The 13,053-nt window shown below is 66.1% G+C and carries 16 protein-coding genes and 1 tRNA gene; 8 read left to right on the forward strand and 9 right to left on the reverse strand.

All coding sequences use genetic code 11. The annotated features are described in order from the left end of the window. Positions 1-252: 252 nt before the first annotated feature. The 6 genes from ACZ6YI_RS09080 (at position 253) to ACZ6YI_RS09105 (ending at position 5,810) form a co-directional block, all read left to right on the forward strand. Positions 253-2,151, forward strand: coding sequence for a M61 family metallopeptidase (locus ACZ6YI_RS09080; protein WP_465778361.1), 1,899 nt, complete (start codon positions 253-255; stop codon positions 2,149-2,151). A gap of 142 nt (positions 2,152-2,293) precedes the next feature. Further along, complete coding sequence (locus tag ACZ6YI_RS09085; protein WP_465778362.1) at positions 2,294-3,202, forward strand: LytTR family DNA-binding domain-containing protein; 909 nt, start codon at positions 2,294-2,296, stop codon at positions 3,200-3,202. A gap of 57 nt (positions 3,203-3,259) precedes the next feature. Next, positions 3,260-3,336 (forward strand) — tRNA-Arg (locus tag ACZ6YI_RS09090). Positions 3,337-3,494: 158 nt separating this feature from the next. Continuing rightward, the gene (locus tag ACZ6YI_RS09095) at positions 3,495-4,523 is read left to right on the forward strand and encodes a sterol desaturase family protein (protein WP_465778363.1); all 1,029 of its coding nucleotides are present in this window, start codon (positions 3,495-3,497) and stop codon (positions 4,521-4,523) included. Then, entirely contained in the window at positions 4,520-5,005 is a 486-nt protein-coding gene (locus ACZ6YI_RS09100) for a discoidin domain-containing protein (protein WP_465778364.1), read from the forward strand. Before ACZ6YI_RS09095 ends, ACZ6YI_RS09100 begins: the two co-directional genes overlap by 4 nt. Before the next feature lie 19 nt (positions 5,006-5,024). Continuing rightward, positions 5,025-5,810 (forward strand): hypothetical protein, encoded by a 786-nt coding sequence (locus ACZ6YI_RS09105; RefSeq protein ID WP_465778365.1) that lies wholly within the window; start codon positions 5,025-5,027, stop codon positions 5,808-5,810. 5 nt (positions 5,811-5,815) lie between these two features. Here the strand turns inward: ACZ6YI_RS09105 and ACZ6YI_RS09110 are convergent, their stop codons facing one another. Next, a complete protein-coding gene (locus tag ACZ6YI_RS09110; protein WP_465778366.1) occupies positions 5,816-7,156 on the reverse strand; it encodes a sensor histidine kinase in 1,341 nt (446 codons plus the stop codon). Beyond that, a complete protein-coding gene (locus tag ACZ6YI_RS09115; RefSeq protein WP_440324021.1) occupies positions 7,140-7,829 on the reverse strand; it encodes a response regulator transcription factor in 690 nt (229 codons plus the stop codon). The genes ACZ6YI_RS09110 and ACZ6YI_RS09115 overlap by 17 nt, the downstream gene beginning before the upstream one ends. 119 nt (positions 7,830-7,948) lie before the next feature. Here ACZ6YI_RS09115 and ACZ6YI_RS09120 point away from each other — a divergent pair, with 119 nt between their 5' ends. Continuing rightward, positions 7,949-8,254, forward strand: coding sequence for a hypothetical protein (locus ACZ6YI_RS09120; RefSeq protein WP_465778367.1), 306 nt, complete (start codon positions 7,949-7,951; stop codon positions 8,252-8,254). A gap of 21 nt (positions 8,255-8,275) precedes the next feature. On the opposite strand, the gene ACZ6YI_RS09125 is transcribed toward ACZ6YI_RS09120, so the two are convergent. The 7 genes from ACZ6YI_RS09125 to ACZ6YI_RS09155 all read right to left on the reverse strand — a co-directional run bounded on the left by ACZ6YI_RS09125 (position 8,276) and on the right by ACZ6YI_RS09155 (position 12,236). After that, the gene (locus tag ACZ6YI_RS09125) at positions 8,276-9,028 is read right to left on the reverse strand and encodes an HvfC/BufC family peptide modification chaperone (RefSeq protein WP_465778368.1); all 753 of its coding nucleotides are present in this window, start codon (positions 9,026-9,028) and stop codon (positions 8,276-8,278) included. Beyond that, the gene (gene bufB / locus ACZ6YI_RS09130; RefSeq protein ID WP_465778369.1) at positions 9,025-9,870 is read right to left on the reverse strand and encodes an MNIO family bufferin maturase; all 846 of its coding nucleotides are present in this window, start codon (positions 9,868-9,870) and stop codon (positions 9,025-9,027) included. Before bufB ends, ACZ6YI_RS09125 begins: the two co-directional genes overlap by 4 nt. A gap of 92 nt (positions 9,871-9,962) precedes the next feature. Continuing rightward, on the reverse strand, positions 9,963-10,253 hold the full coding sequence (gene bufA2 / locus ACZ6YI_RS09135; RefSeq protein ID WP_440324028.1) for a BufA2 family periplasmic bufferin-type metallophore: 291 nt from the start codon (positions 10,251-10,253) through the stop codon (positions 9,963-9,965). Between the two features lie 27 nt (positions 10,254-10,280). After that, a complete protein-coding gene (locus ACZ6YI_RS09140; RefSeq protein ID WP_465778370.1) occupies positions 10,281-11,045 on the reverse strand; it encodes an alpha/beta fold hydrolase in 765 nt (254 codons plus the stop codon). A 30-nt stretch (positions 11,046-11,075) separates the two neighbouring features. Next, complete coding sequence (locus tag ACZ6YI_RS09145) at positions 11,076-11,531, reverse strand: DoxX family protein (protein ID WP_465778371.1); 456 nt, start codon at positions 11,529-11,531, stop codon at positions 11,076-11,078. Next, positions 11,528-11,803 carry a BufA1 family periplasmic bufferin-type metallophore gene (locus ACZ6YI_RS09150; RefSeq protein ID WP_440324034.1) on the reverse strand — a complete coding sequence of 92 codons (276 nt, stop codon included), beginning with the start codon at positions 11,801-11,803 and terminating at the stop codon, positions 11,528-11,530. The genes ACZ6YI_RS09145 and ACZ6YI_RS09150 overlap by 4 nt, the downstream gene beginning before the upstream one ends. 16 nt (positions 11,804-11,819) lie before the next feature. Further along, positions 11,820-12,236: an organic hydroperoxide resistance protein gene (locus tag ACZ6YI_RS09155; protein ID WP_465778372.1), complete on the reverse strand. Its 417-nt coding sequence runs from the start codon at positions 12,234-12,236 to the stop codon at positions 11,820-11,822. Between the two features lie 248 nt (positions 12,237-12,484). Between ACZ6YI_RS09155 and ACZ6YI_RS09160 the strand changes: the two genes are divergently transcribed. After that, complete coding sequence (locus ACZ6YI_RS09160) at positions 12,485-13,030, forward strand: redoxin family protein (RefSeq protein WP_465778373.1); 546 nt, start codon at positions 12,485-12,487, stop codon at positions 13,028-13,030. The last annotated feature ends 23 nt before the right edge of the window (positions 13,031-13,053 follow it).

Consider the following 13,053-nt stretch of genomic DNA (forward strand, 5'->3'; position numbering starts at 1 on the left):
TTTAGTCCCTGAATCCTTGAAAGTTTGCACCAGCCCCTTCGCCGGTGGGCCCCCTGTGGGCGGGCGGATTTTACGTTGTTTTAACTTGCGATGCCATGACAGGTATTCCGGGCCGCCCCCGTGACCTCTGGCATAGGGAGCACCCACCCCCCGCCCTTTAGCATCGGTGGCTTGCGCGGACCGCAGGGGACCGCGCCGACCCACTCGCAGGCAGGACGGCCCGGCGATCCACATGCTCCACGGGAGAATCTTTTGAAATCCACCCTTCTTGCTTCCGCGCTGCTGGCCGCCCTGGCCGGTATCGGCGCCACGGCCGCCTTCGCCGCGGACGACGTTCCCGCCATCAAGGACGGCCCGTTCAACGGCACCGTGAAGGTCGTCGTCGATGCCACCGATACCGACCACCGCATCTTCCGCGTCAAGGAAACGGTCCCCGCCCAGCCGGGCAAGCTGACCCTCCTGTTCCCGGAATGGATCCCCGGCCACCACTCGCCGACCGGCCCGATCGACCAGTTCGCCGGCCTTATCGTGAAGGCCAATGGCCAGCGCCTCGAGTGGACCCGTGACGAATACAACGTCTACGCCTTCCACGTGGACGTCCCGGCCGGCGCCTCGTCGGTCGACCTGGAATTCCAGACCCTGACCCCGCAGGACACGCGCCAGGGCCGCATCGTGATGACCCCGGACATCGTCAACGTCCAGTGGAACCAGGTGGCCCTGTACCCGGCCGGCTATCGCGCCGACCAGGTCCAGTTCGAGCCCTCGGTGAAGCTGCCGGCGGGCTTCCAGTTCGGCACCGCGCTGGAGCAGGCCAGCAAGGATGGCGATACCGTCACCTTCAAGAACATCAACTTCGATGACCTGGTCGATTCGCCGATCTTCGCCGGCCGCTACTTCAAGCGCGTCGACCTGGATCCGAACGGCCGCTCGCCGGTGCACCTGAACATCGTGGCCGACAGCGCGAAGTCGCTGGAGATCAAGCCGGAAGCGCTCGAGATCCACCGCAACCTCGTCAAGCAGATGGACAAGCTGTACGGCGCGCGCCACTACAACCATTACGACTTCCTGCTGGCGCTGACCGAAAAGCTCGGCGGCATCGGCCTCGAGCACCACCGCTCGTCGGAAAACAGCGCGCAGCCGAACTACTTCACCGAGTGGGACAAGAGCTGGCTCGGCCGTGACCTGCTGGCGCACGAATACAACCACTCGTGGGACGGCAAGTACCGCCGCGGCGCCGACCTCGCCACGCCGAGCTTCAACGTTCCGATGGGCGACAGCCTGCTGTGGGTGTACGAAGGCCAGACCCAGTTCTGGGGCAATGTGGTCGCCGCACGTTCGGGCCTCGTCTCGCAGGACCAGGCGCGTGACCTGCTCGCGCTCGTCGCCGCCACCTACGACAAGGGCCGCCCGGGCCTGTCCTGGCGCAACATCCAGGATACGACCAACGACCCGACCATCGCCCAGCGTCGCCCGCTCTCGTACCGCAACTATCAGATGAGCGAGGACTACTATTCGGGCGGCCAGATGATCTGGCTGGACGTCGACACCAAGCTGCGCGAACTCACCAAGAACAAGCGTTCGCTGGATGATTTCGCCAAGGCCTTCTTCGGCATGAAGGACGGTGACTGGAAGGTCAACCCGTACACCTTCGACGAAGTCGCCTCGACGCTGAACTCGATCACCCCGTACGACTGGGCGAAGTACCTGCGTGACCGCGTCGACGGCCACAAGGGCGACCTCGAAGGCATCGAGCGCGGTGGCTGGAAGCTGGTCTACAACGACAAGCCGTCGGAAGCCGTGAAGGCCTTCGAAGCCCGCCGCCACTACACCGACCTGACCTACTCGGCCGGCTTCGGCGTGTCGTCGAAGGGCGACATCTCCGACGTGCGCTGGGATAGCCCGGCCTTCAACGCCGGCCTGTCGCCGGGCATGCACATCGTCGCTGTGAACGGCAAGGAATTCGAGGGCGATGCGCTGAAGGATGCCGTGACCGCCGCGAAGGGTACCTCCGCCCCGATCGAGCTGCTGGTGAAGAACTTCGACCAGTACAAGACCATCAAGATCGAATACCACGATGGCCTGAAGTACCCGCACCTCGAGCGCGACAGCAGCAAGCCGGACTGGCTGAGCCAGCTGTACAAGGCGAAGTAAAAAAAAGGGCCCGCAAGGGCCCTTTTTTTTTTGGGCTTGCCCGGGCCATCGCGCGCAAGCGCGCTCCCACAGTGGGGGCCGCAGACCTTGTGTGGGAGCGCGCTTGCGCGCGATACGCCACGCAACGTCATACACTGCGCCCATGGAACCTGCGCTCACGCCTCCTGGCCACGATATCGACACCGCCCGCCGCCGGCGGCGCTGGCTGATGTTCCTGTTGTGGGCGGTGATCTTCGGCACCGCGGCAATCAGCAACGTGCTTACGTCGCGCATCGATGCCGATCGTTACCACGTGCCGTACGCCACCTGGCACATCGTCATCAACGAAGTCAGCAGCCCTTTCGTGTCCCTGCTGATCCTCCCGTTCCTGCTCATTGCCTGCGACCGCTGGCCCTTGCATGCGGATACCTGGCGGCGCTACCTGCCGTACTACATCGTGGGCAGCGTGCTGTGGTGCGTGCTCCACATCACCGGCATGGATCTTCTCAGGCTGCTCGGCTACCGACTGGGCGGCGACAGCTACGATCCTGGCAACCTCGGCCTGCAGTTCATCTACGAGTACCTGAAGGATGTCCGCACGTTCTTCTACATCGTGGTGTTCATCCACGCCGTGGAGTGGTTCGGAAGGCGAAGCACGGGCGAAGCCAGCCTGCTGGCGGAGCCCGATGACGAGGCCGCGCCCGTCGAACCCGTCGACCGCCCCGAGCGCTTCCTCGTCCGCAAGCTGGGTCGCGATTTCCTCGTGGCCACCGCCGATATCGAGTGGGCGCAGGCCGCCGGCAACTACGTGAACCTGCGCGTGCGTGGCCGCGACTACCCGTTGCGCAGCACGCTGGCGGCCCTCGAGGCGCGGCTCGACCCGGCCGTCTTCGTACGCGCCCACCGCAGCTACCTGGTGCAGCTGGCGCAGGTCACCTCGATCGAACCCCTCGACGCCGGCGAAGCCCGCCTGCACATGGCCGACGGCACGGTGCTGCCGTGCAGCCGCCGCTACCGCGAGGCCCTGCGCGCCGTGGCGGCTGGCGCGGAGCCCACTGCCGCCCGGGCCTGAAGCCGAGGCTAGGCCTGCGGGGGGCATTCCCGCTACAATGCCCGACCGCTCAGGTACGCGCCCGTAGCTCAGCCGGATAGAGTAGTGGCTTCCGAAGCCATTGGTCGGGGGTTCGAATCCCTCCGGGCGCGCCATTCCTCCCCATGCGGTTCCCAAGGCGAGGAACGATTTACGTTCCCACGCGCGGCTTCGAAGCACGATGCTCGTCACACCCTTCCCGGTGGCGCCTTGCTGCACCTATTAGATCGTGTTAAACCGAATGCCCAGCCAGATCGGGGGTGCGGTCCTAGCGATGGATGTGATCGGATGGCTATATGGCCAGGTGCTCGATTTCTTCGGGCTCGGCCCGCTGCTTGAGCTGATCGCCAAAGGCGACTACCGCGCGCTGCTCACGGTGGATGGCTTCGGTGCCGCGCTCGGCCCGATCCTTCCCCTGCTGCTTGTTTTCGAGCTGGTGCGCAGCGTCGCCCAGAAGACCTTCCGGCGCGAGCACTACCAGGTGCCCTTGCTGGTGATGGTGCTCAACCGGTTCATCGGCAGCTTCATCACCATCGCCATGGTCACGCTGTGCATCGGCCTGTTCCAGCGCTTCGCGCTCTTCCAGGCTGGCCTGACGTGGTACGGCGTGCTCTATGGCTATGTCGCCTGGGAGCTTTCCCATTTCGTCTATCACTTCTTCGCGCACAAGGTGCGGATCCTGTGGTGCCTGCATTCCACGCACCACGCGCCGGTGGCGATGAACATGAGCGTGAACTACTCGCACATCTTCCTGGAAGCCGCCTACGCCGACTTCGTGCGCACCAGCATCTGCATGGTGCTTGGCGTGAGCCCGCCGCTGCTCGTGCTGATCATGATCATCGATGGCTTCTGGGGCAGCTTTATCCACGTTGGCGAAGGCGTGCTGAAGAACGGCAGGCTCGGCGTGTTGAACCGCATCATCCTGACCCCCTCGCACCACCGCGTGCACCACGCGCGTAACGTGGTCTACATGGATACCAACTTCTGCAACCTGCTGCCGATCTGGGATCGGGTGTTCGGCACGTACATCGAAGAGCGCGACGACGTGACGATCGAGTACGGCATCACCCGCCCGATGAAGCCATACAGCGTGACCGACGCGTACCTTGGCGAGTTCTATCTGCTCGGCAAGGATGTCTGGCACGCGCCCGGCCTGCGCAACAAATTCATGTATCTCGTAATGCCGCCTGGCTGGAGCCACGACGGCCATCACAAGACGGCCAGGGTCGCCAAACAGGAGCTGGCCGGGATGGATCCGAAGCACCCGCCTTCGTCGCAAACGGTTCAAGGAGTTCGTTCATGAAGGCATTTGCATGCCTCGTCGTTGCCGGCCTGCTCGGCTTGCCCATGGCATCCCATGCGGCGCACGTCGATCTCGCGCTGGGCAAGTCGGTCACCGGGTCGCCCATCTGCAAACCTGGCGAGGAAGCGGTGAAGGCGGTGAACGGCAAGCTGGCCAGCAAGACCCAGGATAAGTTCTGCACGAAGGAGGTCCCCAGCTGGCTTCGGATCGACCTCGGAAAGGTGGAGCAGGTGTCGGGCTTCACGATCAAACATGCAGGTGCGGGGGACGAGCCCGCAGAGATGAACACACGGGCCTTTACCGTGCGCGTGTCTGCGGACGGCAAGGACTGGAAGCCGGTGGTGGACGTGACGGCGAATACCGCCAGCGTCACCGAGCACCGCATTGCGCCGGTGCAGGCACGCTACGTGGAGCTCGACGTGACCAGGCCTACGCAGACGGATGATCCCGCCACGCGGATCTACGAAGTGGAAGTCTGGTAGTCGTACGACGGCGCGGCACATGTCCTCCGGTTCCCTGGCGTTGTTCCACCGCTACGAAGGTGTCTTGCGAGACGCCGCGCTTGATTTTTCCGCGCATCAGCCGTTGCCGGATGCGTTGCGGATGGCGGCCGACGCGCGTTATGCGGTGTATTACGCGCCCTTCGATTATCTGAACGCCGCCGCGCCGCTCGTGCTCGTTGGGCTTTCGCCGGGTCGCTTCCAGGCGCTGGTCGCACTGGAGACCGCTCGAATCGAACTGTCGGCCGGCCACGATGCAGATGTGGCAGCCGCGGCTGCGAAAAGCGCCGCCAGCTGGTCCGGTCCGATCCGGGGCCACCTCGTGCGCATGCTGGATTTCCTCGGCGTCGCCGAGCGGCTGGGCATTGCGTCAACGGCGGAGCTGTGGACCACGCGGACCGACCTGGTGCAGTTTTCAGCAGCGCTCCGCTACCCGGTGTTCGCTGGCGGCAAGAACTACAACGGCGGCGGCGTCGCGAGGAGCGCCCTGCTTCTCGACCAGATCGATACCTATTTCGCCGCGGAATGCGCGGCGCTCCCGCACGCGCTGTTCATCCCGCTGGGCGCCACGGCGCAGTTCGCCTGTGATCGCATGGTCGCCAGCGGCCGGCTTGATGCAGGCCGGATCGTGGCGGGCCTTCCACACCCTTCTGGCGCCAACGCCGAGCGGGTTGCGTACTTCCTCGGGCAAAAGCCGCGCGAGGCCCTGTCGGCCGTGACGCGCCCGGAGCCTATCGACGCCGCGCGTGAGGCGGCGCTACGCCACGTCGCCGCCTGGTGGCCCTGAACGGATCAGGCCGCCGCCAGCGGTAGCCGCACGCGGAAGCATGCCCCGCCGTGCTCGGCATCGATCACGTCGATGCTTCCGCCATGGCGTTCCACCACCTGTCGCGCAAGATGCAGGCCGAGCCCCGTGCCCGTGCTGCTGGGGCGCGTCCGGTAGAACGGCTCGAAGATGCGGTCGCGCTCGCCGAGCGGAACGCCGCGTCCTTCATCCGTCACCGAGAGCTCGCCGAGCGTATTCACCGCGACGCTGATGGTTCCTTCGTCGCCTGCGTGCATCATCGCGTTCTGGATCAGGTTCATCAGCACTCGCGACAGCGCGAGTGCGTCTCCGTGCACCCACACGGGCGCGCCCGGCCCGTCGAAGGCGATGTCGTTGCCCGACTCCAGTGCGACCGGCGCGATATCGCCGACCGTATCGGCAGCGAGCTTCGCGAGATCGAGACGCTGGCAGGCCGCTGCATCGCCGTTGAAGCGCTGCAGGTCCAGCAGCTGCTCGGCCAGGTTCCACAGCCGCGCGACGTCGCCGATGAGACGCGTGCGCTCGGGGCCCGGATCCATCGCCTCGATGCGCGTGCGCAGGATCGCGATGGGTGCGCGCAGCTCGTGCGCGGCGCTGGCAAGGAAGCGATCGCGTACGTCGTAGCCTTCGCTGACGCGGGTCAACGCGGCGTTGAAGCCGCGCACCAGCGGCTGGATCTCATAGGGTACGGTCTGGTCGGCGAGTTTCGCACCGCGCTTCTCGACGTCGATCGCGTCGGCGTGCCGCGCCACTTCGCGCACGCTCTTCATGGAGCGGCGCACGATGATCGGCACGATGATCAGGGTCGCCAGCACCGTGGGGAGTAGCAGTCGCCAGGTCAGGTAATCCGCGACCATCGTGGTGAGCCCACCGGCTGAGGTCGTCGAGGCGCCGCCCATCATGAAGTGCACCTTGCGGAACTTCCATTCGACCAGGCGAATCGCGGCGGTATCGGTATACGGTGCGCGCGAGCCGTGGATGTCGGAGGCGGCGAGGCGATCCAGGCGGTCGATCAGCGGCGCGAGGCTGGCAGGCGGCGTGCCCTGACGGTACGCATGGTTTGCTTCATCGCGAGCCACGATCCAGAGATCGGGGTAGTCGTGCATTGCCTGGCGCAGCGCTTTCGTCGGCTTGAGGGCGATGCCCCCGTCATCCGCGGGAACCAGCGAATCCTGCACCTCTTCGACCAGCTTCGGATCCACGTAGGACACGCTGTCCCGGTGGATCTGGTAACCCAGGATCAGGAACGCGGCCATCATGATCAGGCCCTGGGGAAGGACGATGCGCAGCGTGAGCTGCCATGCCAGCGACCTACCGTGCCTTGCCATGCACCTTGCTCCGCAACAGGTAGCCGACGCCACGAATCACATGGATATCTACATCCGCACCGGCATCATCCAGGGAGCGGCGTAGCTTGGAGATATGCGCGTCCAGCGCGTTCGACTGGATCTCGTCATCGAAGTCGTACACGGCTTCGAGCAGGTCGTTGCGCGACACGGTGCGGCCGTGGCGCAGGCAGAGCGCCTCGAGGACGAGCAGCTGGCGCCGCGGCAGGCGCAGCGGGGTAGGACCGATAAAGGCTTCGTGCGCGCCGAAGTCGAACGACAGGTTGCCCACGGTGGCACGGGGGATATCGCGCGGCGATTGCCGGCGCGAGACCGCGCGGATGCGCGCCAGCAGTTCCTCGACCGCGAATGGCTTGACCAGGTAGTCGTCGGCGCCGAGATCCAGCCCCGCGATGCGGTCGGCGAGCGATCCCCGGGCGGTCAACACGATGACCGGGACCCCCGGCAGGCACTCGCGCGCCTTGCTGATCAGGCTGACGCCATCCCCGTCGGGTAGCTGGCGGTCCAGTACGACCAGGTCATGCACGCACTGGCGCAGGGCCTCGCTGGCCTGGAGGAGGTTGGGCGCCACGTCGATCACGAGGCCATGCCGCTGGAGGGCGGTACGCAAGGCATCCGCAAGCTCGGTTTCGTCTTCGACCAGGAGTATCCGCATTGCCCATCCACGCCAAACGCCAGATAAATCGTACCCCGGGGGGCTCCCGGGCGCGGCAATGTTCTGGCAATGTGGGCCCCCTGACCATGCAGGCTCCCCCAAAGGGCGTTACCCCCGCCATGCATTACGGAATTGTCCGACGGATCGTCACCCTCGCCGAGCTCATCGAGCCCGACCGCGCGCAAGTGTGGACGTGGTTTTTCGAGACCCGGATCGAATCGCTGGGTGGCCGCCCCGTCGAGCTGGCCTTCCACGGCCGGGGCCAGGAGGTGGTCGATTTTCTCCACGACCTGCTGGCCCTGACCAAAGGGGCGCGCAACGTGAAGCCCTTCCCCCGCCGCCCGCGGCGTCACGTCGGGCTTCAGCCCAACGACGAGCTGTTCGCGGACGGCGATGCCCCGGTCGTGAGCGTTCCGGGCCGGTAGGCGATACCGGGCGGCCCGGCGTCAGGCGTCGGTGACGCCCACGACCACGCCGGCGCCCAGCCAGTCGGCCAGCAGCTGACCCGCGCGTTGCACCCCGGCCTCCTCGCCGAGCAACCCGACGAGCGTTTCGCATAACGAACCGAAGCCGGGATCGTTGCCCAATGCCACGAGGGCGGCGATCTCCACGGCGTCGGTGCGGCGCAGGCGCGCCATGTTGTCGCGGCGCCAGACGAGCAGGCCTTCGGGTGCAGCGAGCCATTCGCTCTCCACGGCGTCCTCGCCATCGCGCAGGGCCATCCAGACATCGTCGGCGTTCGTCACGGCGTGGCGAACCCGCACGCTGGGCGAGAGCACCAGGCTCGCGTGGTCCCAGTCGACACTGGCTAGCGCCTCCGGCGTGGCCGGAAGGGTGTCGGCGGCGACAAACGCCTCGCCGAGCATCCACTCGATCCACGCCAGCTCTTCGAGGTCCGGGTTGCGCGGATGGAGCGCGCGCAGCGTATCGCCGAAATCGGCGCCGTAATGGTCGAGGGTCCAGCCGCGTGGCGGATGCGCATCGATATGCGTGATGGCGGCCTCCCGGAACGCGTCCTCGCCGATGAACCGGCGCAGCAGCGGGTAGCTCACCTCGAGGCAGCCCATGAGCTGCACCCGGTAGTTGTTCTGGTAGACCTGCAGGCCAGGCCGTGCGCTCGCACCGAATGCCTCGGTGCCCGCCTCATCACCTGTCACCAGCCATTGCCGGAACTGATCCTGGAGCGCCGCGAGATTCATGCGGCTACCCGGTGCAGTTCGTCGCGCTGCCCGATGGCGCGGGCGATCGCGAGCTCGTCGAGCAGCTCCGCGAGCGGGGGAATCGCATCGTCGCGCTCGATCATCGTGGCGACATCGCCGAGCAACGAACGGGCGGTGGCATAGAGCGACCACACGTCGTCGCAGACGGGCTGGTCGTGCGTATCGATCAGGAGCCCAGGGCCTTCGGTATGCCCTGCAAGGTGGATCTGGCGCACGTGTGCCGCGGGGATGCCGTGCAGGAACGCGTGCGCATCGAAGCCGTGGTTGTGCGCGCTGACGTAGACGTTGTTCACATCGAGCAGCAGGCCGCAGCCGGTGCGCTTTGCCATCGCGCCGATGAACTCCCACTCCGCCATCTCCGCGCCGTCGAACGCGACGTAGCTGGAAGGATTCTCGAACAGCATGGGCCGGCCCAGCGCTTCCTGGGCCATCTCGATGTTGCGGCAGACCATGTCCAGTGCCTCGCCGGTGTACGGCACCGGGAGCAGGTCATGCGAAGAGAAGCCCGCGACCCGCGACCAGCTCAGGTGGTCCGAGACGAACAGCGGCTGGATCTCGTCGGCGAGCGCGCGCAGGCGGCGGAGGTAAGCGCGGTCGAGGCCGTCGGAGGATCCGATCGACATGGACACGCCGTGCAGCACGACGGGATGCTTCTCGCGGATCCGGCGCAGGATATCCCGCGGCTGGCCGCCATCGACCATGAAGTTCTCGGAAATCACTTCGACGAAATCGACCGGCACGTCGCCTTCGAGGAAGTCGCGGTAATGCTCCTTGCGCAGGCCGAGGCCGTAGCCGGAAAAGGTAGGAATGGTCGTGGACATAAGGAAGGCTCCTGTGGGAGCGCGCTTGCGCGCGATAGGGGTTACGGCAACCTGGAATCGCGCGCAAGCGCGCTCCCACAAAAGCACCGGTGTTACTGCGGCTCGGTCAGCGTGCCGCCGGCGGCCTTGCATTCGCTGGGCAGCTTCACGACGACGCCCTGGCCCTTGCAGCTGTTGAGGCCCTTGCAGTCGTTCTTGGCGGTGGCGCAGAGGCTCGTGCCCTTGCAGGTGTTCACGCCGTAGCAGCGGGAAAGCTCTTCCTTCGCCGCGCCGGCCTTGTCGGCGGCGTGGGCGGCCGGTGCGGCGAACTGTGCGATGGCGATGGCGACGAGCGCGGCGGCGCCGGCGAAGGTCGAGCGGGACTTGGTGACAGTGCTATGCATTGGGGTGCTTCCTTGGTGGAGGGTGGGTTACTTCGCTTCGCGGGCGGCTTCTTCGATGACCGCGGCGACTTTTTCCGGCTGCGAGATGTACGAGACGTGGCTGCCCTGGACCTCGGTGACGTGGGCATGGGCGCGCTTGTACATCCAGCGCTGGAGATCGGGGCTGAGCGCGTGGTCCTGGGTGCTGACCACGGCCCAGACGGGCTTGTCGTGCCACGCGGCCACCGGCAGCGTGGCGTTGAACGCCGCCTTGGCGGCGGGTACCTGCGAGACCGCCATGAAGTCGGTGCGGTTCTTCGTCAGGTCACCGGCGAAATCGGTGCCGAACTTCGCTTCGCTGAAGAACAGGTGGTCGTCGCGGGTGGCTTCGATGTCGTTGCTCGGTGCGGGCATCGAGCCGACCAGCTGTGACACGCTCTCGCCTACTTCCGGCACCAGCGCCGAGACATAAACCAGCGCGGCGACCTTGTCGCGGGCACCGGCCTGGGTGATCACCGCGCCGCCGTAGCTATGGCCGACGAGGACCACCGGGCCATCCTGCTTGCGGATCTGCTCGCGGGTCTGGTCGACATCGTCGGCCAGCGTCTCGATGCGCGGCTGCACCACGCTGACGTGGTAGCCCTTGTGGATGAGGATGTCGTGGACGACACGCCACCCGGATCCATCGACGAAGGCGCCAGGGACGATCACGATGTTTTTCACGCCGGACGGCGCGGGAGCGTCGGCGGCGAAGGTGGCGGAGCCTGTGCCGAGGGCGAGCGCGGTCAGCGCGAAAAGAATGCTCTTACGCATGTGGGTAAGCCTGCGGTGGTGGAGGGGTGGTTAGCGGCGCGGTGGGAACAGGAGCCGGTCGAGCGACCAGCCGCCACCGCCGCGGGCGATGAGGGGGAGCAGCAGCCCCGCCCAGGTGAGGTGGGTGGGCCATGCATCCGGGTAGACGAAGATCTCGATGACCGTGGTCATGGCGAGCAGCGCGAACGCGGAGAAGCGGGTGAAGAGGCCAAGCACCAGCAACACGGGGAACAGGTGTTCCGCGTAGGTCGCCAGGTGTGCGGCAACGTTGGAGGGAATCAGCGGCAGCGCGTATTCCGAGGCGAACAGGTCGTAGGTGGAGTCCTTGATGGTGAGGAAGCCTTCGACCTTCGTCCGCCCGGACTGGAAGAACACCGCCGCGATCCCGAGGCGCGCCACGAGGAGCAGCGCGTTTTCAGGGATCACCCGCGACAGCAGACCTGTCATCGCGGGTGCCTTGCGCACGGCGGGGACGAAGGTGCTCACGCCTTGGCCTCGAGCGTGCCATGGCCCTTAGGCGTCTTGATCGTGACGCAGGTGCCCTTGTCGACGAGCTTCCAGGCATTGCCCTGGTAGTCGGTCTTCGAGGTGCCGGCGCAGCTGGTGCCGGCGCCGGCGGCGCAATCGTTCTGGCCGGCCTTCGCCACGCCATAGCACTTTTCCATGGGCTTCTTCGCTTCATCGGCATGCGCCGCGCCGGCGATGGCGGCGAGGCCGAGGGCGAGGGTGGCGGCGAGCGTGCTGTACTTACGGTTCATGGTCGGTTCCCTGGGATCAGACGAGGTTGAGTTCGACATCGACGTTGCCGCGCGTTGCCTTCGAGTACGGGCAGGTGCGGTGCGCGGCTTCCACGAGAGCTTCGGCGGTTTCGCGGTCGAGGCCCGGCAGGCTCACGTTGAGGCGGGCCTGGAGGAAGTAGCCGTCCGTACCGGTGCCGAGATCGACTTCGGCGTTGACCGCCGTGTCCTGCGGCAGGCGCAGCTTGCGCTCGGCGGCGGCGAGGCCCATGGCACCGATGAAGCAGGCCGACCAGCCGGCCGCGAACAGCTGTTCCGGGTTCGTGCCGCCACCGTGGCCGCCCGGCGGGGTCAGCTTGATGTCCAGGGCGCCGTCGGCGCTGGTGGCGCGGCCATCGCGGCCGCCGGTGGTGTGGGTCTTGCCGGTATACAGAACGGTATCGATCTTGCTCATGCTCGTGTCCTCTTGGGGTGGGTGGCCGGTGTCGGCTGGTGGGACACATGAAAACGTCCGGGCGTATCCCGCTTGTGTCGCGTTCCGGGCCAAAACGCATCGGAATGTGTCTGGCGCCCCCGCGGATACGTTTCGATACAAAGCGGGGGAGGCTGGTACGTTTCGATACAAAAGCCGGCCTCGCCGGACATCCCCGGGACAAACGGCGCGCCTCTAATGCAAGGCGTACCCACTCCCCCGAGGTCACCATGAACACTTTCTTCCGCGTTCTTACCGTTTTCGCGCTGGGCGTCGGCCTGGCTACCGCGTGGCCGGGCATCGCCGGTATTGCTCGCGCAAGCGATCCCCCGGCGGCGGGCGCCACCGCACCGGAGTTCACCGGCATCGACCACTGGTTCAACTCGCCGCCCCTGCGCATGCAGGAACTGCGCGGCAAGGTCGTGCTGGTGGAGTTCTGGACGAACGAATGCATCAACTGCCTGCACGTGCTGCCGCACACGAAGGAGCTTTACGACAAGTATGCGAAGGACGGACTGGTCGTCGTGGGCGTGCACACGCCGGAGTACGACGAGGAACGCGACCCGGCCACGGTCAAGGCCGCGATCAAGCGCTTCGGCATCGACTGGCCGGTCGCGGTGGATAACCAGAACGCTACGTGGAACGCCTGGAACAACCAGTTCTGGCCCGCCCTTTACCTCGTCGACCAGCAGGGCCACGTTGTGTACCAGCACTTCGGCGAGGGAAACTACGACGCGACGGAAGCGAAGGTTCGCCAGCTGCTGGGCAAGGGCTGAGCTTGTAGAAAACCACCTTGTTT

The sequence above is a fragment of the Luteibacter sp. NPDC104163 genome, assembly GCF_055584245.1.